This window comes from Mesorhizobium sp. M0037 (genome assembly GCF_040323635.1).
GTDB lineage: Bacteria > Pseudomonadota > Alphaproteobacteria > Rhizobiales > Rhizobiaceae > Mesorhizobium.
This window is the reverse complement of the sequence record NZ_JAMYVB010000011.1, coordinates 174,986-195,840: the sequence shown is the minus strand read 5'-3', so window position 1 is coordinate 195,840 and position 20,855 is coordinate 174,986. Positions and strand designations below refer to the sequence as shown.

Annotated in this window: 19 protein-coding genes; 8 read left to right on the top strand and 11 right to left on the bottom strand. The window is 61.5% G+C overall.

Going from position 1 to position 20,855, the window contains the following annotated elements; all coding sequences use genetic code 11:
- The first annotated feature begins 1,002 nt into the window (after nucleotides 1–1,002).
- Nucleotides 1,003–2,325 (top strand): oxygen-independent coproporphyrinogen III oxidase, encoded by a 1,323-nt coding sequence (hemN, locus tag NKJ78_RS18435; RefSeq protein ID WP_352519486.1) that lies wholly within the window; start codon nucleotides 1,003–1,005, stop codon nucleotides 2,323–2,325.
- A gap of 566 nt (nucleotides 2,326–2,891) precedes the next feature.
- On the opposite strand, the gene groL is transcribed toward hemN, so the two are convergent.
- From groL to NKJ78_RS18380, 11 genes are all read right to left on the bottom strand, one after another.
- Nucleotides 2,892–4,556, bottom strand: coding sequence for a chaperonin GroEL (gene groL / locus NKJ78_RS18430; protein ID WP_352447897.1), 1,665 nt, complete (start codon nucleotides 4,554–4,556; stop codon nucleotides 2,892–2,894).
- Between the two features lie 63 nt (nucleotides 4,557–4,619).
- On the bottom strand, nucleotides 4,620–4,916 hold the full coding sequence (gene groES / locus NKJ78_RS18425; RefSeq protein ID WP_019863563.1) for a co-chaperone GroES: 297 nt from the start codon (nucleotides 4,914–4,916) through the stop codon (nucleotides 4,620–4,622).
- A 430-nt stretch (nucleotides 4,917–5,346) separates the two neighbouring features.
- Complete coding sequence (gene bioZ, locus NKJ78_RS18420; RefSeq protein ID WP_352445627.1) at nucleotides 5,347–6,330, bottom strand: 3-oxopimeloyl-[acyl-carrier-protein] synthase BioZ; 984 nt, start codon at nucleotides 6,328–6,330, stop codon at nucleotides 5,347–5,349.
- On the bottom strand, nucleotides 6,327–7,592 hold the full coding sequence (locus NKJ78_RS18415) for an adenosylmethionine--8-amino-7-oxononanoate transaminase (protein WP_352562583.1): 1,266 nt from the start codon (nucleotides 7,590–7,592) through the stop codon (nucleotides 6,327–6,329). The genes bioZ and NKJ78_RS18415 overlap by 4 nt, the downstream gene beginning before the upstream one ends.
- Nucleotides 7,592–8,227 (bottom strand): dethiobiotin synthase, encoded by a 636-nt coding sequence (gene bioD / locus NKJ78_RS18410; RefSeq protein ID WP_352447895.1) that lies wholly within the window; start codon nucleotides 8,225–8,227, stop codon nucleotides 7,592–7,594. The genes NKJ78_RS18415 and bioD overlap by 1 nt, the downstream gene beginning before the upstream one ends.
- Nucleotides 8,224–9,375 (bottom strand): 8-amino-7-oxononanoate synthase, encoded by a 1,152-nt coding sequence (locus NKJ78_RS18405; RefSeq protein WP_352445632.1) that lies wholly within the window; start codon nucleotides 9,373–9,375, stop codon nucleotides 8,224–8,226. Before NKJ78_RS18405 ends, bioD begins: the two co-directional genes overlap by 4 nt.
- Nucleotides 9,372–10,379 (bottom strand): biotin synthase BioB, encoded by a 1,008-nt coding sequence (gene bioB, locus NKJ78_RS18400; RefSeq protein ID WP_502901625.1) that lies wholly within the window; start codon nucleotides 10,377–10,379, stop codon nucleotides 9,372–9,374. Before bioB ends, NKJ78_RS18405 begins: the two co-directional genes overlap by 4 nt.
- A 98-nt stretch (nucleotides 10,380–10,477) precedes the next feature.
- Nucleotides 10,478–11,332 (bottom strand): carboxylating nicotinate-nucleotide diphosphorylase, encoded by an 855-nt coding sequence (gene nadC / locus NKJ78_RS18395; protein WP_023807057.1) that lies wholly within the window; start codon nucleotides 11,330–11,332, stop codon nucleotides 10,478–10,480.
- A complete protein-coding gene (locus tag NKJ78_RS18390; protein ID WP_352447923.1) occupies nucleotides 11,332–12,873 on the bottom strand; it encodes an L-aspartate oxidase in 1,542 nt (513 codons plus the stop codon). Before NKJ78_RS18390 ends, nadC begins: the two co-directional genes overlap by 1 nt.
- Nucleotides 12,870–13,844: a quinolinate synthase NadA gene (nadA, locus tag NKJ78_RS18385; RefSeq protein ID WP_352562581.1), complete on the bottom strand. Its 975-nt coding sequence runs from the start codon at nucleotides 13,842–13,844 to the stop codon at nucleotides 12,870–12,872. Before nadA ends, NKJ78_RS18390 begins: the two co-directional genes overlap by 4 nt.
- A gap of 67 nt (nucleotides 13,845–13,911) precedes the next feature.
- The gene (locus NKJ78_RS18380) at nucleotides 13,912–14,880 is read right to left on the bottom strand and encodes an NUDIX hydrolase (RefSeq protein WP_023807054.1); all 969 of its coding nucleotides are present in this window, start codon (nucleotides 14,878–14,880) and stop codon (nucleotides 13,912–13,914) included.
- Nucleotides 14,881–15,043: 163 nt separating this feature from the next.
- On the opposite strand from NKJ78_RS18380, the gene panB reads away from it, so the two are divergent.
- The 7 genes from panB to NKJ78_RS18345 all read left to right on the top strand — a co-directional run bounded on the left by panB (nucleotide 15,044) and on the right by NKJ78_RS18345 (nucleotide 20,319).
- Nucleotides 15,044–15,904: a 3-methyl-2-oxobutanoate hydroxymethyltransferase gene (panB, locus tag NKJ78_RS18375; RefSeq protein ID WP_023707031.1), complete on the top strand. Its 861-nt coding sequence runs from the start codon at nucleotides 15,044–15,046 to the stop codon at nucleotides 15,902–15,904.
- Entirely contained in the window at nucleotides 15,901–16,764 is an 864-nt protein-coding gene (panC, locus tag NKJ78_RS18370; protein WP_023808077.1) for a pantoate--beta-alanine ligase, read from the top strand. Before panB ends, panC begins: the two co-directional genes overlap by 4 nt.
- Nucleotides 16,765–16,857: 93 nt before the next feature.
- The gene (locus tag NKJ78_RS18365) at nucleotides 16,858–17,583 is read left to right on the top strand and encodes a LuxR family transcriptional regulator (RefSeq protein WP_352461170.1); all 726 of its coding nucleotides are present in this window, start codon (nucleotides 16,858–16,860) and stop codon (nucleotides 17,581–17,583) included.
- A gap of 92 nt (nucleotides 17,584–17,675) precedes the next feature.
- A complete protein-coding gene (locus NKJ78_RS18360; protein ID WP_352522164.1) occupies nucleotides 17,676–18,308 on the top strand; it encodes an acyl-homoserine-lactone synthase in 633 nt (210 codons plus the stop codon).
- Nucleotides 18,309–18,312: 4 nt separating this feature from the next.
- A complete protein-coding gene (locus tag NKJ78_RS18355) occupies nucleotides 18,313–18,705 on the top strand; it encodes a transcriptional regulator domain-containing protein (RefSeq protein WP_352562580.1) in 393 nt (130 codons plus the stop codon).
- 58 nt (nucleotides 18,706–18,763) lie between these two features.
- Nucleotides 18,764–19,174: a DUF2285 domain-containing protein gene (locus NKJ78_RS18350; RefSeq protein WP_023673629.1), complete on the top strand. Its 411-nt coding sequence runs from the start codon at nucleotides 18,764–18,766 to the stop codon at nucleotides 19,172–19,174.
- A gap of 170 nt (nucleotides 19,175–19,344) precedes the next feature.
- Nucleotides 19,345–20,319 carry a hypothetical protein gene (locus NKJ78_RS18345; RefSeq protein WP_023708080.1) on the top strand — a complete coding sequence of 325 codons (975 nt, stop codon included), beginning with the start codon at nucleotides 19,345–19,347 and terminating at the stop codon, nucleotides 20,317–20,319.
- The last annotated feature ends 536 nt before the right edge of the window (nucleotides 20,320–20,855 follow it).

The window sequence follows — 20,855 nt, the reverse complement described above, 5'->3', positions numbered from 1 at the left end:
CGCTTTATAATAAAGTGATGGACGAGAGTGGTTCTGTGAACAACTTTGAAACGCGCGCAGTTTTGCTGCGCCGTCAGCTAAGCCCTGAAGGAAGGCCAACAATGTAATCTGGTCATTGTTGTCGAATATTTGTTTTAGCTGCCGATAACATAATTGCGGCCGAAATGGAGGTATGCCAAATTTTGTACAATCATCACAGTCAACTCAGCTGGTAGAGGTAGGCGTCACAAAGGGTCCTGCATCCGACCGCAAATGACGTGCCAGCCTGACGACCAGCTGCGGCTTGAAGCTCAATTGTGCGGGCGGACCTTGGTTCGCACTTCCTTGTTTTTGCCTTGCGGATCCACCCAAGCGCGAACGGCAAACGTTTCGGCTACAGTTCGACTGTTCGCTTCGCGACAGTTTCGTTCATGGGACAGCATTGTTTGTGGTGAGCCCGACGATGAGGCATCATGCGGCGGCACCGCTCGGCACCACGCCCTCATTTTGGCGAGCTGATGGTCAACAACTACGCGCTGCAGCCTTGCACCAAAGCCAGTAGGGCGCTGCCTTGCCATTGCGGCGGACAGGACTGTCGCGCCGAGCAGGTTCTCGTCCTGAAAGCGGCGCGCCACAGCTAATGCATCTTGCCAGCAATTCAAACGACGAGCTCATCGACATGGCAGAGTTCACTAAGGGGGCCGGCACTATCTGGCGAGCAAAATCTGGTCCCAAGCCCGTATGTCTCGCCCATTGCGGCAGCTGCGCTCAGCAGAATCTCCGAGGCGCAGGTGAAGGGAAGGGATGGGATAGTCGAACAAAAGGGGCGTGTGAGGGTCTGACGGATCACCATCATCAGTTGGTGACCAGGTGCTCAGACCATCGCTGTCCAGCCTAAGACTGAACGGCGCCCATTGCTAAAAAGATCTAGATTCGAGCCCAAACGGAACGGACTGACATAGCGCAAGGACCCAGGCGGGCGCGGTGGGTAGGGTTGGTTGTTATCAGTATGGGATTGTGCCTTTGCAGACCACGAAATATCGAGAGGCCCGGCTGCCTTGGTACACTATCTATCCCACTGTGTCGGAGTTCTCTGCGGCGGTCGGGGCCGAGGCTTATCAGGAATGGCTCGGGAACTTGCCGGCTGATGATCCGGTGTCACTCTATCTGCACGTTCCGTTCTGCCGATCAGCGTGCTGGTATTGCGGCTTCCCCACAACCATCACCCGCCATGATGCGCCCATCCTCAACTATCTGGCGGCGCTGCGTGACGAGATCCGTCTGGTTTCGGAGCGAGTGCCGCAGAGGCTGCCCGTGAGCGACATACATTTCGGCGGCGGAACGCCGTCTCTCATCGGACCCGCCGAGTTCCTCGCTTTGATGGAGTTCCTGCGACGCCGCTTCGCCATCTCGAAAACAGCTACGGTCGCCATCGAGATCGATCCACGCACGCTCACGCCCGAGATGGCGGAAGCCTTGGGAGCGGCCGGCGTGAACCGCGCGAGCCTGGGCGTACAGAGCTTCGATCCCATTGTTCAAAAAGCGGTCAACCGAATCCAGAGCGAGGCCCAGACATCGGCTGCCGTGGAAATGCTGCGCCGGCATGGAGTAAACCGGATCAACTTTGACCTCATCTACGGCCTGCCGCGTCAAACGGTGGAGTCGTGCGTCGAGACGGCGAGAGCGGCGGTCGCCATGCGCCCCGACCGGCTTGCCTTGTTCGGCTACTCGCACATCCCATCACAAATAAAGAATCAGCGCCTCATCGATGCGGAATTTCTTCCCGACAGCGCTGCCCGCGCTGAACAGTATGCGGCTGTCGCCGTGACGCTGATTGCCGCCGGCTACCGAGAGATTGGGCTCGACCATTTCGCCTTGCCGCAGGACGAGCTCGCGCTGGCACAGGAAACAGGTCGCCTGCGACGTAACTCGTTGGGCTACTCGGCCGACACCTGCAGAACTCTGATGGGGTTCGGCGCGTCCGCGATCGGCCGCATGGGCGAAGGGTACGTCCAAAACGAAGTTACACGGGATTTCTACATCCAGCACATCGCAGCTGGCCGACTGGCGACATCGAAGGGCCATCGCCTCACAGACGACGACCGCGTGCGAGCCGCAATCATCGAGCGATTAATGTGCCATTTCGAGGCTGACGTGCCGGCAATCTGTGCCGCCCACGGATCTGATCCGATCCGTCTTCTCGATTCAGCTGAGCGCTTGGCGATGCTGGCCGAGGACGGAATTGTGGACTGCGAAAACGGTTCTGTCCGCGTACGGCGGGAGCATCGCTTTGGGATTCGCGCTGTCGCTGCCGCATTCGATGCTTTCTCGATAAACAGGGCCTGATGTATACCCCCCCAAGTGAGGGCAAGCACACAACGCGGGAGCTAACACAGGGAGTATCTTTTGCCCGAGAGAACGAGCCGCCCATCCTGTGGTGCTGGGTTGCGTCACAATCGGCACTCGGCCGCAGGATTTGCGGCGGCGTGGGCGCCAAAATCTTGACTCGACTATCGCGAGGGCAAGATCGGAGACTGGCCTGGCGCTGCTATGGCTGACGCTGCATGACCGCTATTGGCCTGAAAGGGCCGCGTGGTCGAGCATGGTGTCGGCAGGGATCGCCTCGTTTCTCGTCCTCCTCAGATGACGCCTCAGAGACATCCATACCGCTGAAGGCCAGCAAATTTGTAGGTCGAGGCCACCTCTTGTCCTGGTTCCTACCCAACTGTTCCGCTGCTGAGCGAAATCCTTCAACTCCAAATCGGCCGAGCGTTTTTCCTCCTATTGCGTTGGTGCGTAAGGTTCGAACGAGATCCTCTGGGACTGCACCTCCCAGGTGTCGATCATGTTCGGCACACAAGGACAGGGCGGCATTGCTGCCGCCCTGTCCGCTGTAAGTGATAGGGCCTGGATTAAAAATCCATACCGCCCATCCCGCCCATGCCGCCCATGCCACCGCCGGGCATACCACCAGGCATGCCGCCGCCAGCCGACTCCTTCTTGGGAGCCTCCGCGATCATGGCTTCGGTGGTGACGAGCAGGCCGGCGACCGAAGCCGCGTCCTGGAGAGCGGTGCGAACGACCTTGACCGGGTCGACGATGCCCATGGCGATCATGTCGCCATACTCGCCGGTCTGGGCGTTGTAGCCGTAGGTCGCGCCCTTGTTGTCGAGGATCTTGCCGGCGACGATCGAAGCTTCAGCACCTGCGTTCGAAGCGATCTGACGGGCCGGAGCCTGCAGTGCACGACGAACGATGTTGATGCCGGCAGCCTGGTCGGCATTGACGCCGGTGACCTTGATGTTGGCCGAAGCGCGCAGCAGTGCGACGCCGCCGCCTGCAACGATGCCTTCTTCCACGGCCGCGCGGGTCGCGTTGAGGGCGTCATCGACGCGGTCCTTCTTTTCCTTGACTTCGACTTCCGTCGCGCCGCCGACACGGATCACCGCAACGCCGCCGGCGAGCTTCGCCAGACGTTCCTGCAGCTTCTCCTTGTCGTAGTCCGACGTGGTCTCTTCGATCTGCTGCTTGATCTGGGCAACGCGGCCCTGGATCTCGTCCTTCTTGCCGGCGCCGTCGACAATGGTGGTGTTCTCCTTGGAGATCGACACCTTCTTGGCGCGGCCGAGCATGTTGAGGCCGACGTTCTCGAGCTTGATGCCGAGGTCTTCCGAGATGACCTGGCCACCGGTGAGGATGGCGATGTCTTCCAGCATGGCCTTGCGGCGATCACCGAAGCCGGGCGCCTTGACGGCGGCGATCTTCAGGCCGCCACGCAGCTTGTTGACGACCAGCGTGGCCAGAGCCTCGCCTTCGACGTCTTCCGAGATGATGAGCAGCGGCTTGGAGGTCTGCACGACGGCTTCGAGAACCGGCAGCATGGCCTGGAGGTTGGACAGCTTCTTCTCATGCAGGAGGATGTAGACGTCCTCGAGCTCGGCAACCATCTTGTCGGCGTTGGTGACGAAGTAGGGCGAGAGATAGCCGCGGTCGAACTGCATGCCTTCGACGACTTCCAGCTCGGTCTCGGCGGTCTTGGCTTCTTCAACCGTGATGACACCTTCATTGCCGACCTTCTGCATCGCTTCGGCGATCATCTTGCCGACCGACTCGTCGCCATTGCCGGCGATCGTGCCGACCTGGGCAACTTCCTCGGAGGTCTTGATCTTCTTGGCAGCGTTGCCGAGAGCCGCGACGACTTCGGTCACGGCCAGGTCGATGCCGCGCTTCAGGTCCATCGGGTTCATGCCGGCGGCAACGGCCTTGTTACCTTCCTGGACGATCGACTGCGCCAGAACGGTCGCGGTCGTGGTGCCATCACCGGCGATGTCGTTGGTCTTCGAAGCAACTTCGCGGATCATCTGCGCGCCCATGTTTTCGAACTTGTCGGAAAGTTCGATTTCCTTGGCGACGGTGACGCCGTCCTTGGTGATGCGCGGTGCGCCGAACGACTTGTCGATGACGACGTTGCGGCCCTTGGGACCGAGCGTGACCTTCACCGCGTCGGCGAGGATGTTGATGCCGTGAAGCATGCGCTCGCGGGCATCGCGGGAGAATTTTACGTCTTTAGCAGCCATTTTTTAGCTCCTGGCAGGGGCTTGCGATCAAGCCCGAAATTCAGTTGACGGTGAGGCCGATAATCAGCCGATGATGCCCATAATGTCGGATTCCTTCATGATCAGAAGGTCTTCGCCATTGAGCTTGACTTCGGTGCCCGACCACTTGCCGAACAGGATGCGGTCGCCGGCCTTGACGTCCAGCGGGACCAGCTTGCCGGCTTCGTCGCGAGCACCTGAACCGACGGCGATGATCTCGCCTTCCTGCGGCTTTTCCTTCGCCGTATCCGGGATGATGATCCCGCCGGCGGTCTTGGATTCGGATTCGACCCGGCGTACGACCACGCGGTCATGCAGCGGCCGGAAATTCGACTTTGCCATTTTTGGATTTCCTTGGTGCGGATGTTGAACGGTGCTCCGTTGCCGGAGCATGCCTAGCACTCAGCCGAAGCGAGTGCTAACGGGGCAATGAGATAAGCCGCAGGCTCCTGCTAGTCAAGACGGAAGAGCAAAGAGCAAAGAGAAAAGAGAAGACAGCAAAGAGCAGCCAGAAAAGAGCGTGTAAGCATCGAGCCTTTTATGTGAACAATGTCGGGTATCCGACATATGTGGGGCGGCTCACCCTTTGTAATTGAGCTTTATTCAGATGGTACGGTTGGTGCAACGGGTGTTGCATTTGAACTCATCCAGAGGCTCGCACGGGTCGTGCTGCGTCAGCTTGGTCATGTCGAGCTTCAGAAGGCCATTTTGGCATTGGTTCTGTTGCACCTATTGCCATTCATGACCAGTCCTGCGCGCGTGAGCCGGCCGACTAGATTCCAACCACGAGAGCGCCGCCGCTGAGACCCGCACCGGCCGCCGCCAGAAGGATTTTCTCTCCTGGCTGGAATGGCTTCATCTGGTTGGCGAGCGAGAGCGACAGCGGGACCGTCGCGGCCGAAGAGTTGCCGTATTCGGCAATCGTCTTGACAATTGCTTGGTCAGCAATGCCGAGGTTTCTTCCGACCGCGCCGAAAATCCGAGTATTGGCCTGATGCGGCACAAACCGGCCGACATTGTGTGGCCGCACTCCCGCAGCGGCTAGCGCGGTTGTCGAGCAATCGGTCATCATCTCGACGGCCTTTGCGAATATTTCGGGCCCGTCGGTCATCGTCATCCGGGTCTGCCCGAGGTCGAGGTCGCCATGGAACGGCGTGTTGCTTCCTCCTGCGGGAATCTGGATCAGCCCGTAGCGCGAGCCGTCCGAAGCCACCGAGGCACCGAGAATGCCCCGATCAGCATCATCGCACTGACCGATCACCAGGGCGCCGGCGGCATCGGCGAACAAGACTGAGCTCGCGCGCTCGGCTGGATTGATGCGGCGGCTGAGAATGTTGGCGGCGATGACCAGCGCTGGTTTGCCATGCAGGCGGGTGAACCCGTCCGCAAACATGAGCGCATAGATGAAGCCAGCGCAGGCGCCGGTCAGATCGACCGCGCCTGCGCGGCCAAGGCCAAGCTTGTGTGCGACCAGCGGCGCGCTGGGCGGCAGAAGATGGTCGGGCGTCGAGGTGGCAAGCAACAGCAGACCGATGTCGTGGCGCGCAATACCGGCGTTCACCAGCGCCATGTCGCCAGCCCGGGTGGCAAGACCCGACAGCGTGTCTTCGTCCGTTGCCCAGAAGCGCGAACGGATTCCGGTACGCCTTTCGATCCAGCCCGGCTCGAGGCCGAGATTGCTCTCGATCTCGGCATTGGCCACCTTGCGCCCAGGCACGTGATGGCCAAGTCCGAGAATGCGCGACGACTTGCTCATGGCCTGGACCCGAAGCGTTCCCCGGCCTCCTCGATGGCGTCATAGACTCGTTCGAGCTCGTCGTCTGCGATGCAATAGGGTGGCAGAAGGTAGAGGACATTGCCGAGCGGGCGCACAAGCAGGCCGCGCTCGAGGAAGAAAGCGCGCAGCTTCGGACCAATCTCGGCGAGATAACCTGCGGAACCGGTTCGCAGGTCGAGCGCCGCGATCGTTCCCGTGGCTCGACAGCCGGCAAAATATGGATTGTCCCGAAAGCGTTGCAGCCCGACGGCCTGCATCACGCTCAAGGCCGTGATCCGCTCGGCCACTGGCTCGTCGCGCCAGATCTCGACATTGGCGAGTGCTGCCGCACAGGCAATCGGATTGGCGGTGTAGGAGCTCGAATGGAAAAACGTCTTCTTCCGGTCCTCGGAATAGTGCGCCCGGAAGATGGCATCGGTGACAAGCGTTACGGCCAGCGGGATGGTGCCGCCGGTCAAGCCTTTGGAGGTGCACAGGATATCTGGAGAAATCGATGCCTGCTCGCAGGCGAACATGGTTCCGGTGCGTCCCCAGCCGGTCATCACCTCGTCGGCGATCAGCAGCGTGCCGGAGGCCTCAGTGATCTTCTTCAATTCGGCCAGAACCGATGCTGGATACATCAGCATGCCGCCGGCGCCCAGCACCAGCGGCTCAACGATCAAGGCTGCGGCTCGTCGATCGCGGGTCACAGCCTGGAAACGATCCAGCGTCTCCTGCTCGTGCCCCGCGGCCGGAAAGGGGATGATGTCGACCTCGAACAGCAAGGGTTCGTAGGCGGCGTTGAACACGCCACGCGCACCGACGCTCATCGTTCCGATCGTGTCACCATGATAGCTGTGCTCCATGACGACGATGCGCGAGCGCGGCGCGCCGATGTTGCGGAAATAACCGAGCGCCATCTTCAGCGCGACTTCGACTGAGGTCGAGCCACTGTCGGAATAGAACACCCAGTCGAGTCCAGCGGGAGCGAGGCCGACAAGCGCCTTGGCCAAGCGCTCTGCCGGCTCGTGCGTGAAGCCCGCAAAGATAATCTGGTCGAGGCTCGACGCGGTTGTCTCGATTGCCTTCATGATCCGGGGATGACGATGGCCATGTGTGACGACCCACCAGGAGGAGATGGCGTCCAGGATGCGGGCGCCGTCGGCCCTGTGGAGATAGGCGCCCTCAGTCAGGACGATTTCTGGGATCGCAGGCTCGAGCGCGTGCTGGGTGAAGGGATGCCACACATGAGACTGCGACATCAGTCACCTCCAGCAATCGAGGCGAAGGCGAAGCCGGCAACCATTGCGTCCCTCAGTGTTTTGCCCGTCAGCACATCCAGGTGCGGCAGCCTGCCGAGCTGCGGCGCACCGCTGAATTCCACGATGGTCCGTTGCGTATCGGCCATCTCATCGCCGATGAAAGCGATGCCCGCCAACGGGATGGAGCGGGCGCGGAGCGCCTCGACCGAGAGCAAGGTGTGGTTGATGGTGCCGAGCGTGGTGCGGGCGCACAGAATAACGGGCAGCCGCCATTCAGCGAAGATGTCGATGAACCTTGTGCGCCGGTTGAGCGGCACCATCAGGCCGCCGGAGCCTTCGATGACGAGCGGCGTCGGTAGGACGGGAAAAGCAAGATCGGCAGCCTTGATCGCCACGCCGTCGATCTCGGCCGAACGATGCGGCGACAGCGGGCTCCGCAAGCGGTAGGCTTCCGGCAGCACGCGCTCTGAGGGCAAGCCGGCAAGCCGCGCGACCACCTCGCTGTCGGTCTCGCCGTCGAGGCCCGATTGCACCGGTTTCCAGTAAAAGCCGTCCAGCAAACCGGCGAGCCCAGCCGCAAACACGGTCTTGCCAACTCCGGTATCCGTTCCGGTGATGACAATGCGTTGGGTCATATCGCCTCCGGTGATGTTTGGGCCAACACCTCGACCAGCGCCTCGACCATGGCGGAAATGTCGGCTTCGCCAATATTGAGCGTCAGTGAGATGCGCAGCCGCGACGTGCCCTCGGGCACGGTCGGAGGACGAACGCCGCGTATGTCGAAGCCGCGGGCCTGCAGGCGCGCCGCCACTGCCATGGTGCGCCTGACATCGCCGATTACTAAGGGCTGGATCTGAGAGCCACTTGGTGTCACACCCCAGCGATTGACCAACCGGCCGGCGCTGGCGACGCGTTCATGCAGCTGAACACGCCGCATAGGCTCGTCGGCCAGCATTGCGAGTGCCTCGCGCGCCACGACCGCCATCAGTGGCGATGGCGCGGTCGCGTAGATGAATGGCCGGCAACGGTTGATCAGATATTCGCACAGTGCCCTCGGCCCGGTCACGAGCCCACCAGATGCGCCGAGCGCCTTGCCGCAGGTGTGGAGCACTATGATGTTGTCGCGGCCCTCGAAAGCGGCGGCGAGCCCCCGGCCGTCCGGTCCCCAGACGCCGGTGGCATGCGCCTCATCAATGACGATGAATGCGCCGTGCCGATCGGCAAGCGCGACCAGGCTCTCCAAAGGCGCGCAGTCGCCATCCATGCTGTAAAGGCTTTCCACCGCGATCCAGACGCATCCCATGCCGCCTGCGACGCGCCAACGTGTAATCGCATCCTCGACAGCGGTGGCGTCGTTGTGCGCGGCCAGCACGAACTGTGCGCGCCCGGCCTGCGCACCCTCATGCATGCTGGCATGGGCGAGCTCATCGAGGACCAAAAGATCGCCCTTCTGCGGCAGGGCGCTCAGCAGAGCGAAGTTGGCGATGTAGCCGCTGCCGAAGAACAGCGCGCGGTCGGCTCCAAAGAATGCCGCCGCGTCTGCCTCGAGCTGCTCGTGTTCCGGTGCATTGCCGCGCAACAGCCGGGACCCGGTGGCGCCAACCGGCGTGCCCCGCGCAATCGCCGCCACAACCGCATCGCCAAGTCTTCTGGACGCGGCCAGCCCGAGATAGTCGTTCGACGAAAAGTCCAGCCCGGCGCGGGGCGAAAGCGTCCGCAGCCGGTCCTTGCGCGCTAGGCCCTGCAAGGTCGCATCATAACGGGCAAGAGGCGCCCCGTTCATTGCGCCTCGAGTTCCATCGGATCGATGCCAAGGCGCCGGAACAGCAGGGTATCCTTGTCCTCACCTGGATTGTCCGCCGTCAGCAGCGTGTCGCCGAAGAAGATTGAGTTGGCGCCGGCAAAATAGCACAGCGCCTGCATCTCGTCGGTCATCGCGGTGCGGCCGGCGGACAGACGGACATGCGATTTCGGCATCATGATGCGCGCCAGCGCGATCACGCGCACGAATTCGATCGGCTCAATGGGCTTGGCGTCTGCAAGCGGCGTGCCGGCGATCGGGATCAGCATGTTGATCGGAACGCTTTGCGGATGTTCCGGCAGATTGGCCAGCGTCACCAGCATGTCGATCCGGTCCACCGGCTCCTCGCCCATGCCGACAATGCCTCCACAGCAGACCTTGATGCCGGATTTGCGAACGTGCTCGAGCGTCTCGAGCCGCTCGGCAAAGCTCCGCGTACCGATGATCTCGCTATAGTAGCGTTCTGACGTATCGATGTTGTGGTTGTAGTAGTCGAGACCCGCCTGCTTCAGTCGCACGGCTTGCTCAAGATCGAGCATGCCGAGTGTCATGCAGGTCTCCAGGCCCAGCGCCTTGACGCCTTCGACCATCGCCACCACCGCATCCATGTCGCGCGCCTTGGGGTTTCGCCAGGCCGCGCCCATGCAATAACGGGTGGCGCCGGCATCACGCGCCTTGGTCGCTTCGGCGATGACGCGCCTGACTTCCATCAGCTTGGACGCCTCCAACCCGGTTTCGTGACGCGCCGACTGGCTGCAATAGCCACAATCCTCCGGGCATCCTCCGGTCTTGATGCTGAGCAGCCGGCTGAGCTGGACCTTGTTTGGATCGAAATTCTGGCGGTGCACCGTTTGCGCCAAGAAGAGGAGATTGTTGAAGGGGGCATGGAAAAGTGCCTGAGCCTTCTCCAAGGTCCACGCTCCAGGGTCAGGCGGGTCAGGGGATTGAGCCGGTGGCGATGTCTGCGTTGAACTTGCCGTTTGCATCTCCATGCTGTTCCTCCGGTATGACTTGCGGGTCTTTGCTATCTGACTATGATGATCGGAAAGGACAGTTGACCCAATCCTGTTCGTTACTCAGACAATCATGAGCCCCGATGGTCGAGGCCGATATCCAGGATCGGCGCGCTGTGGATGAGTCGGCCGACCGAAATCAGATCAACGCCGGTCGCGGCAACCGCTCGCGCTGTATGCGACGTGATCCCGCCAGAAGCCTCGGTGATAGCGCGGCCACCGACCATTGCGACGGCGCGGCGAAGATCGGGGAGGGACATGTTGTCGAGCAGAACCGCATCGGGAGCGAAGCCAAGTACCTCCTCCAACTGGGCCAGAGTATCGACTTCGACTTCGATCTTGACGAGATGACCGGCCGCTCTTCGTGCTCGCTCGAGCGCTGGCCGGACGCCGCCTGCGATGGCGATGTGGTTGTCCTTGATCAAAATTGCATCGTCCAGGCCGAAGCGGTGATTGGACCCGCCACCTGCGCGCACGGCATACTTTTCGACTGCCCGCAATCCGGGCGTTGTCTTGCGGGTGCAGACGATCTTCGCGCCATATCCACGAACCGCAGCGACGATCGATGCCGTTGCTGTGGCGATGCCGCTCAGATGGCACAAAAAATTGAGTGCCGTCCTTTCCGCTGTGAGAATGGCTCGGGCCGGGCCAACCACTGATGCAATGACCTCTCCATCCACGACATTGCAGCCGTCTGCCCGCTCCACGGAGATTTCGACACCAGGATCAATCATGCCGAAAGCGAGCATCGCCAGATCGATGCCGGCGACAACTCCGGACTGTCGCGCCACCAACACGGTTCCCGCTTGGTATTCCTTCGGGACGATGGCGTCCGTGGTCAAGTCGCCGGCTCTGCCAAGGTCTTCAAGAAGAGATGCCCGGACAAGCGGCTCAAGCAGGACCGTGGGGAGCGGTGAGAGCATCATCACTTTGCACCTTCGGAGCTTGGCGAGTGTCCGAGTTCCCGCGCAGCCGCCAAGGCGGCTTCGAGCGTGATTTCGGACCGTCGGGCGGCAGTCGCATGATGAGGAAAATCTGTCCGGTAATGAGCGCCGCGGCTTTCTTCGCGCAACAAGGCGGCAACAGCAATCATTAGCCCGACAGCCGCCGGATCCGAGACCGCATCCTTGCTTTCGGCGAGCGGCAATAAGGCACGCGCGGCTGCTTTCAACCCTTGACCATCCCGGACGATGCCGAGTGCGCGCGACAGAAAAACGCGCACGGCTATCGGAGCGGGCGGTGGGTAGACGTTCGCAAACGCAGGCCTTGTTCTGCGCGCAGGCGTTCCGGCGACGCTTTCAGCGACCCAGCGGGCGCACACGATTGCCTCGGTCAAGGAATTGCTGGCGAGCCTGTTGGCGCCATGCAGTCCTGTCGAAGCGACTTCGCCGCAGGCCCACAGCCCCTTGACGGAGGTCCTGCCCGAGCAGTCCACGGCAACGCCACCCATGTGGTAGTGTTGGGCCGGACGAATGGGGATGAGATCGCGCGCGGGATTGATGCCCGCTCCAAGGCAGGCTGATGCGATTGTCGGGAAATGTCGAGCGAATGCCGGGCCTGGCCGTTGTCGGGCATCGAGAAAAACATGGTGGCCGTCCGCAAGATGGTTCCACACGGCGCGGGCCAAGACATCGCGAGGCGCAAGTTCCGCCCCTGGCACGCTCTGGAGAAAAGCCTGGCCGGTTTCATCGATCAGGGCAGCACCTTCGCCTCGCACAGCCTCGCTGACCAGCGCCATAGGGCGTTCTGGGCCGTCAAGGGCGGTCGGGTGGAACTGGATGAATTCGAGGTCGGCTAGGACAGCTCCAGCGCGGGCCGCAAGCGCAAGACCTTGTCCGCAACTGCCCCAAGGGTTCGTGGTGTCGAGAAACAGTCCCCCGATGCCACCGGTGGCGAGGACGACCCGCCGTGAGCCGAAGAAGAAAGGTGCGATCGAACAGCTCGCCCAGACGCCTCGGATCGCATTCTCTCGCACGGCGAGCCGGCGCGCTTCCACGCCCTCCACGACAACTATCGACGGAGTGGAACGCACAGCCGCGATCAGCGCACGCATGATCTCACGCCCGGTGCCGTCCCCATGCGCATGAACGATGCGACGTCGGCTGTGTGCGGCCTCCAATCCGAGGCACAGTGATCCTTCCGGCGTGCGGTCAAAGCGAACCCCAAAGCCCGCAAGCCCCTCTATGGCCTTGGGCGCGGCTTGGAGGATGCGGCTCGCCACGTCTCTGTCGCAGAGACCATCCCCTGCGGCAACCGTATCGGCCAGGTGCATTGCCGGATCGTCGTCTTCGCCGAAACTTGCAGCCAGGCCCCCCTGGGCCCAGGTGCTCGAGTTGTCAGCTCCCAGCAGCGACCTTGACAGAAGAAGCACCGGCTCCGGCGACAGTTGAAGCGCGGTCATCAGTCCGGCGATGCCGCCGCCGATGATGATGGGCCGCCCGAAGAAGCTGCGGAGGTCGGCGCTCAAACTGCCAGCATCCGTTCGACCGCTAGCCGCGCGCGCCCGGCGATCCCAGGTTCGACGGTTACGACATGGTGGTTCTGCTCGAGCGCCGTGCGGATGTTGGCAAGCGTGATCCGCTTCATATGCGGGCACAAATTGCAGGGCCGGATGAACTCGACCTCTGGGTGCGCTAACGCGACGTTGTCGCTCATTGAGCATTCCGTCATCAGCACGACACGTGGCGGCCTTTGCCTTTCGACATAGTCGGACATGGCAGCCGTCGAGCCGGAAAAATCTGCTTCAGCCACGACGTCGGGCGGGCATTCGGGATGGGCGAGCACGACCACGCCGGGATGGCTTTCGCGCAACTCGCGGATGTCGGCCGGTGTAAAGCGCTCATGCACCTCGCAACGCCCTTTCCAGGCGATGATCTGCACATCTGTCTGGGCGGCGATATTCTGGGCCAGATATTCGTCCGGCAACATGATCACCCGGGGAACCCCAAGGGATTCGACGACCGCCTTGGCGTTGCCGGATGTACAGCAGATATCCGACTCGGCCTTCACTTCGGCGGACGTATTTACATAAGTGATGATCGGAACGCCGGGATAACGCTGGCGCATCAAGCGCACGTCTTCTGCCGTGATTGAGTCCGCCAACGAGCAACCGGCGCTGAGATCCGGAATGAGCACGGTCTTGCCCGGATTAAGGAGCTTGGCCGTTTCGGCCATGAAATGGACGCCGGCCAGCACGATGACTTGCGCCTCGACCGTCGCAGCCGTGCGGGCTAGTGCCAAGCTGTCGCCGACGATGTCGGCCACGCAGTGGAAGATCTCTGGCGTCTGATAGTTGTGCGCCAGGATGATCGCGTTGCGCTCGCGCTTCAGCGCAAGGATCGCCTCGATATCCTCGGCGAAAGTCGGCCATTCGATCGGCGGGATCACTCGTCGGACGCGCTCGTAGAGCAACGCGGCCGTAGGCAGCATGGCGCCCATAGACCCCCTCCCTCTTATACTCTAACTGAAAATAACCAGCATATACTTGCTGTGAGTATAAGGGATGTCAACCCCGCGCCAGCGGCAATTTTGTCCCGGCGATGAGCCTATCGTCGAGAACGGCGTGGCGGAAACGGAAAAGCTTCGCTGGCCGGCCGCCGGTCTCAGTGGTGGCCTCTCCGGTCTCCTCGACCAGCTCCTGCTGTTCGATCAGTCGGCGAAAGTTCGGCTTGTGGATGAGCCTGCCGGCGAGCGCCTCCACGGTTCGCTGCAGCTGCAAAAGCGTGAAGACCGGCGGCATCAGCTCAAAGACGACTGGGCGGTATTTGATCTTGGAGCGCAGCCGCGCAATGCCGGTCGCCACGATGCGGCGATGATCGGCGACCATGGACTTGCTGGGCACCAGCGGCGGGGGTCCTGCGTCCCGCCCTCTTACGGCCTCTTGGACCAGGCCTGCTTCGTAGACTAACTCATAGCGTTGAAGCGTGAGTTCCTCGTTCCAAAGGCGGTCGTCGAAGCCAAAGGCTATCGTCGCCCGCTGCCAGCGTTCACGTCGCGTGGCCGAATCGCCAACGCCGTTTGCCCATTCGATCAGGCGCGGCCGCAGAACGTCCAGCACGACCGCAGGCGTGCCGGAGCGGTGGTCCTCCCATGGAAAATATTCATACCAACTCTGCCATCCGCACTTGGGCGAGCCCGCTGCCTGTTCCTTGCGCGTCAATGCGAGATAGCTGATGGAGATGACGCGCTGCTGGCGCTCGGCGCCGATGCGATCCCGATCCGCGAACGTGTAGAGTTGCTCAATGTACCCCAGCCGATGGCCGGTTTGCTGCTCGACCCACCCCCTCAAGCCGGATTGCAGCGATCGGTGCTCAAGCGCAAAGGGACCGGAGGGCAAGGTGTCCGCCTGGCCGATGGTGAGGACACAGGGTTGACTGCCGTTTACGGCGACCACAAAGGCGATCAAGTCCACTTTGACGTTGTCGGCCTTGCCGGCGGCTCTGTGTTTCCTGAGTCCTATTGCCTGATCGTCCATTATTTGGCCAGCTTCGGGGGCACCTTAATCGATTTAGTGTAAGCGTGCCAATTGGCACGTCAACACCCCGCAGCTGCATGGCCATTTTTTTGCTCTTCGCACCTGCACAAAAATGTGCCAAAGGCGACAGCCGCAGCTGGTAACGTAGGGGAAGGAGGGTCCCATGAGCGCTTATGGTGACACCAGGGCGATCACACCGCCGGATATTCGTTCGCGCAAAGGTGGGACGCCGCTCGTCTGCCTTACCGCCTACACCACCCCAGTCGCCCGGCTTGTCGATCCCCATTGTGATGTGGTGCTGGTCGGCGACAGCGTCGGCATGGTTCTCCACGGCCTGCCCTCGACGCTCGGTGTCACGCTGGAGATGATGATCACGCACGGCCAGGCGGTGCGCCGTGGCATCAAGCAGGCGCTGATGGTGGTCGACCTGCCGTTCGGTTCCTACGAGGAAAGCCCAGAGCAGGCTTTCCGCAATGCCGCGCGCGTCATGGCCGAGACCGGCTGCACGGCCGTCAAGCTCGAAGGCGGCGAAGCGATGGCAGAGACGATCGGCTTCCTCGCCGCACGCGGCGTGCCCGTCATGGCCCATGTCGGATTGACGCCGCAGGCCATCAACACCATCGGTGGCTACCGCGTACAGGGCAGGGGCGGGGATGCCGAGCGCATCAGGCGCGACGCAATTGCGGTGGGCGAAGCGGGCGCCTTTGCGGTCGTCCTGGAGAAGGTTCCTGAGGCGCTCGCCCGCCGGATCACCAAGGAGGTGGCGACCCCGACCATTGGCATCGGTGCCTCGGCAGCCTGTGACGGCCAGATTCTCGTCGTGGACGACATGCTGGGCCTCTTCGGCGACTTCCGGCCCAAGTTCGTCAAGCGCTATGCTGAACTCCGGGAGGCGGCTGCGGCTGCGATCGCTTCCTATGCGCGCGAGGTGAAGGAGCGCCAGTTTCCCGCCGCAGAGCACGTGTTTGCCGATGCGCCCAAGCCCGCCGACACGGACGCCACCAAGAGCGGAGAAGCAGCGTGAGCGTGCCGATCGTCAGGAGCGTTGACCAGCTTCGCGAAAGCGTCGCCGCATGGCGCTGCGAAGGTGTGAGGATAGCCCTGGTGCCAACGATGGGCGTCCTGCATGAGGGCCATCTCAGCCTGGTGCGCGCTGCACTCGAGAAGGCAGACCGTGTGATAGTGACGCTCTTCGTCAACCCGAAGCAATTCAACAGCCAGGCCGATCTTGCCGCGTATCCCCGCACCGAGAACGAGGATGCCGCCAAACTGGCACCGGTTGGCGCGCACCTGCTTTATGCGCCAGATGCAGAGGAGATGTATCCGGCGGGCTTCGCCACCACCGTTTCGGTTTGCGGTGTCAGCGAAGGCCTGTGCGGTACATTCCGGCCGGGGCATTTCGACGGCGTGGCGACCGTCGTCGCCAAGCTCTTCCTGCAGACCAGCGCTGACTTCGGCTTCTTTGGCGAAAAGGACTTTCAGCAAATTCACCTGGTCAGGCGCATGGCCCGGGATCTCGATATTCCAATCACCATTGTTGCCTGTCCGACAGTCCGTGAAGCCGACGGTCTTGCGCTATCATCGCGCAATGTGCGGCTCTCGCCAGCGGAACGCGCTGTTGCTCCCAAGCTATCATCAGTCCTGCTCAAGACGGCTGAGCGGCTTGAGCGCGGCTCACCCATCATGCCAACGCTTGCAGAATCTCGCGCAGCAATTCTGACTGCAGGCTATCGCGAGGTCGAATACCTGGAACTTCGCGATGAGGCAGATCTGCAGCCGATAACAAGCCTCGATCGACCGGCACGGTTGCTTGCCGCCGCCTGGCTCGGCGGCACACGGCTCATAGACAACGTCAGACTATTTCGGATTGGTTCAACAGATTAGCCACGTTCTCGGCACGCGCCGTATTCGTCCGGGATCATCTAAAACAAGGTCTCTGCCTGGCATTGAGCGTTACGGAGGTTACGCACAGGACACATGCATCGCGTGTTTGAGAACTTCGTCGAGCAACTGTCTGCAAGTGTTGATGCTGCCGATCTCTGTGAGGCAATGGCCTCCGCTGCAGCCGGCTTCGACTTCCCGCTATTCGCCTATTTCACCTACCCGTCAGCCTCCGGCGACGCCCCCCAATTGATTTCAAACTATCCTTCATCCTGGACGTCACGTTATCTGCAACAGCGGTACCACAGTCTCGATCCGGTCATCCTGCGCGGGCTGCAAGGCTGGGATACATTCGATTGGGGTGTGGATCGCGCTCGGCACGGTCTGCCGAATTCGCAGCAACAAATTCTAGAGAGTGCGGCTGAGTTTGGCATCTGCGGCGGCCTGACGATGTCCATGCATGATCATCTCGGCCGGTTTGCTGCCCTGACCTTTGCTTCCGACGAGTCCCGTCCGCCTCTGTTGCGGTCACTGGCACGTTACGAAAAAGCATTGCAGCTGGTGGCCATCAACTTTCATATCCATGTCCGGCGAAGGCTCGCCGATCATCGCGTGGTGGATGGTGTAACGCTCACCCCGCGGGAGTTCGAGTGTCTGAAATGGGCGGCGCGCGGCAAGTCGGCTTGGGATACTAGCCAGCTTCTCGGCGTCTCAAAGCGCACCGTGACCTTTCATCTGGAAAACGCCAAGGCAAAGTTTGGCGTTCGAACGATCAACCAAGCCGTTGCACGAATGGCTGCCTCCGGCCCGACGAGATCCTGATTCTCAGCCACGATACCTGTAAACCTCTACAGGCTGCATCGCTGTCAGCTTTGCCCTTCGATGGCGGGAACACATCCCACATGGAGGCGACCATGATGCAACTGATAGCACCAGACTTTTACAGTGATTTTGCAGGCGAGCTCAAAGAGATGCACGGGCTCAGGTTTCGGGTGTTCAAGGAAAGGCTCGATTGGGAAGTTGATACCGAAGACCAGATGGAATCCGATCCGTTTGATGCTCTCAAGCCTGTCTATCTGCTCCTCAAAGGATCCGACTGGCGAATTCGCGGTTGCGTGCGTCTTTTGCCCAGCACCGGACCCACAATGTTGCGCGACACCTTCCCGGTGCTGCTGGGTGCTGACGTCGTGCCCTCGACCAGCGACATATGGGAGAGCAGTCGTTTCGCGCTCGATCTTCCTCCGTCGGCGCCCAAGGCAGCGGGCGGGCTGGCTCAGGCGACCTACGAGCTCTTCGCGGGCATGATCGAGTTCGGCTTGGCCAAGGATCTGACCCGGATCGTAACGGTGACGGACACGCGCATGGAGCGGATCCTCCGCCTTGCTACGTGGCCATTGTCGCGCATCGGAGAACCCAAGTGCGTCGGCAAAACGGAGGCGGTGGCTGGGTTTCTCGAGATTTCCCACGCGAGCCTTTTGCGCATCCGCAGCAGGGGACGTCTGAGCGGACCGGTACTGTGGCAACCGGTTCTAGGCCCGTCAGCATAGCGCCATGGTGGACACCTGTGCCATGAAGGATGCTGGTTTGCCCAAGGAAGCGACGGTCGGCCTTGTATGCTGGCCGGACTGGCGTCGCCAGGACGCTTACCACTACGCCAGACGATTGCCACGCACTGGCTGGGCCTGGGAGTTTCTTCGGCGCAATCCACAATTCCAGCGCGACCACGCCAAAATGGCACCGTCCGCCTGCTTCGTCGGAACCCAGGCCGACATGAAGATAATCGAGTTGACGACAGAATCAGCTTTCCTAAGACAATGGAGCCTCCTTTTTCGCGGACGCGCCACAGTCGGACGCTACATCGGCGAGGGTCTTTTGGGATCCGCGCGATTGCGCCTGTATTCTACGAGCGGCCGCGGAGCCGCTGGGGCTCGACCACGATTTTGAACCGCTTCACCTTTCTTCGCTCTCATGCTGCAAGGACATCCTGCTGACAGCTGCGGGCATGCAGCACGTGCTGCTGAGGGAGAACTGCCGGAGTCTGCAGATCGCCGTTTCCGGTGCGTCCGTCCTCCGCCCGTTGCGGCTATATGTCGACGCAATCCTTCAGCCGCAGCACCTCAAGTTCCATGTCGCTGCCCTTCAGTTCCTGAACGACATCAATGATTGCCGCCGCGTGTCAGCTGCTTGCTTTCCGCCGGAACACCGCGGAGCGCGTCTGCGTATTGTACTGCAGGCTTTGGATGGCTCGCTGGCGGGAGCATCTCATCAGGAGGTCGCCATTGCCTTGTTCGGGAGACGCCGTGTCGAAGAAGATTGGCGTCATCCAGGCGGCCATCTTCGCGATCAGGTACGTCGCGCCATCCAACGCGGCCGCTACCTGATGGGCGGCGGCTACAGACAGTTCCTGAGGTAATTGGAGTGGTTGCGATTGTCTTATACGAACGAGCAACCTCCATTTTCTCACTGCAATGGTGCGTTGCACAAAACGTGGCAAGCGCCTAGTTCTTCCGCGGCGAATCGGGTTTCGGCGAAACACCGGGACCCAACTTCGTCGATAAGTGCATTCATGACCTGAGGACCCCGATGACCGTTATGAACTCCGACAAAGCCGGCGCTGCAAGCCTTGAGACAATCGCGCGAAACGGCAGCATGCTGCGTCGCATAGCCGTACGCATTCCGACCTACCTGTCGGATATTCGCGAGAACCCGGCGTGGCTGCCCATGTTCATGTTGGCGCGCACCATGCCGGCACGGAGAATGCACTGGCGTGGTGCAAAGCCGGTCCGAAGGCCGCAAAGAGCCCAGGACACGATGTTTGCCGGTGTCAATTGCCACGACGTTGTCGACGCGCTGCGGATGGATGGGCTTTTTCCCGGCCTTGTCCTGCCTGCAATGGTGGCTGAAGATGTAGCCGCATTCGCCAGGTGCACACCTTGTTTCGGCAATTTCGATCGCCGACTCGAGTTCATGCCGGCGGAGCATGCGGAGGCTGAGGCGCGATTTGGCCGTCCGTTGCTCAGCGGCCATTATTTCGAGCGCATTCTGGGCTGTAAGTCGGCCGTTGCCATCCAAAACGATCCGCTGCTCATGGATATCGCGGCGCACTATCTCGGCGGCCAGGCGACGCTGATCACGACGCGCGTCTGGTGGAGCTTCCCGACCGGCCAGGCGTCGGACGCGGACAAGAACCTGGCTTCGCTCGGCAAATACCACTTCGACCTGGACGACTGGCGGATGCTGAAGTTCTTTTTCTATCTGGTGCCCGTCGACGAGGGGACCGGCCCGCATATCTATGTTCGCGGCAGCCATGATCGCCGCGCCCTCAAGCACCAATTTACGCTTGTCGTCGGCCATCCAGCGCAAGAGATTCTGGACGTCTACGGCAAGCAGAGTCCGGTCACGCTGACCGGCAAGGCCGGTTTCGGTTTCGTCGAGGATCCGTTCGGGTTCCATATGGGCACCGTGCCGTCGCACAGGCCACGGCTGATGATGGAAGTTGGCTTCGGCGTTTCTCCTCCATCGCGCCGCCGCTTCCATGGCGAGCCTGTGATCCGCTGATTTCGAAAAGTCCCGAAACAGCCTTCCCGTTGTGAGGGAAAGATAAGGCTATGCCGCCAATCGATCTGTTCCGGGCCAAAAGCGGTTGTCTGCACATGCCCTGAACTTGGCTGGTGCAATGAGTCTCGCCATTGCTCCAGCCAGCGCATCAGTGCCTGTTTAATCGAGGTTAGATGGCAGTGCGCCCAAGAGATCCTCCTCGATATCGCCTGCCGCGCGAAGCCTCAGATGCTCTTCGAAAACCTCCTTTACGGACCAAGTCGTCTCGGGTCTCCTTTGAGTGGCCGGAAGGTGGTGCACAGCCGTATCGTGCTTCGGGATCCTGAACGAAGGCGAGGGGCGGTTTGTTCCTCGCGGGGCGCATGCAGCGGTGCCGGCATGACAGCTTCGTCTTGGATCCCGATGCTCGGCAACGTCGGCGGTGAAGGCTCTGTCTAGGCGGCTTACGTGACTCCAATGCAGGAGATCGACCATCTCCTGTCGAGCACATTCGTTGGCGATCACCGTCGCGGCGCTACGGACGCCGCGGCGCCTGC

What these genes read in the sequence shown, in the direction of transcription:
- NKJ78_RS18345 (WP_023708080.1), top strand. Translation starts at nt 19,345, where the DNA reads ATGACCGTTATGAACTCCGACAAAGCCGGCGCTGCAAGCCTTGAGACA.
- NKJ78_RS18350 (WP_023673629.1), top strand. Translation starts at nt 18,764, where the DNA reads ATGCAGCACGTGCTGCTGAGGGAGAACTGCCGGAGTCTGCAGATCGCC.
- nadC (WP_023807057.1), bottom strand. Translation starts at nt 11,332, where the DNA reads ATGATGCTCTCACCGCTCCCCACGGTCCTGCTTGAGCCGCTTGTCCGG.
- nadA (WP_352562581.1), bottom strand. Translation starts at nt 13,844, where the DNA reads ATGGGCGCCATGCTGCCTACGGCCGCGTTGCTCTACGAGCGCGTCCGA.
- bioB (WP_502901625.1), bottom strand. Translation starts at nt 10,379, where the DNA reads ATGCAAACGGCAAGTTCAACGCAGACATCGCCACCGGCTCAATCCCCT.
- NKJ78_RS18415 (WP_352562583.1), bottom strand. Translation starts at nt 7,592, where the DNA reads ATGTCGCAGTCTCATGTGTGGCATCCCTTCACCCAGCACGCGCTCGAG.
- groES (WP_019863563.1), bottom strand. Translation starts at nt 4,916, where the DNA reads ATGGCAAAGTCGAATTTCCGGCCGCTGCATGACCGCGTGGTCGTACGC.
- bioD (WP_352447895.1), bottom strand. Translation starts at nt 8,227, where the DNA reads ATGACCCAACGCATTGTCATCACCGGAACGGATACCGGAGTTGGCAAG.
- NKJ78_RS18360 (WP_352522164.1), top strand. Translation starts at nt 17,676, where the DNA reads ATGATGCAACTGATAGCACCAGACTTTTACAGTGATTTTGCAGGCGAG.
- NKJ78_RS18365 (WP_352461170.1), top strand. Translation starts at nt 16,858, where the DNA reads ATGCATCGCGTGTTTGAGAACTTCGTCGAGCAACTGTCTGCAAGTGTT.
- NKJ78_RS18355 (WP_352562580.1), top strand. Translation starts at nt 18,313, where the DNA reads ATGGTGGACACCTGTGCCATGAAGGATGCTGGTTTGCCCAAGGAAGCG.
- bioZ (WP_352445627.1), bottom strand. Translation starts at nt 6,330, where the DNA reads ATGAGCAAGTCGTCGCGCATTCTCGGACTTGGCCATCACGTGCCTGGG.
- NKJ78_RS18380 (WP_023807054.1), bottom strand. Translation starts at nt 14,880, where the DNA reads ATGGACGATCAGGCAATAGGACTCAGGAAACACAGAGCCGCCGGCAAG.
- panB (WP_023707031.1), top strand. Translation starts at nt 15,044, where the DNA reads ATGAGCGCTTATGGTGACACCAGGGCGATCACACCGCCGGATATTCGT.
- NKJ78_RS18405 (WP_352445632.1), bottom strand. Translation starts at nt 9,375, where the DNA reads ATGAACGGGGCGCCTCTTGCCCGTTATGATGCGACCTTGCAGGGCCTA.
- groL (WP_352447897.1), bottom strand. Translation starts at nt 4,556, where the DNA reads ATGGCTGCTAAAGACGTAAAATTCTCCCGCGATGCCCGCGAGCGCATG.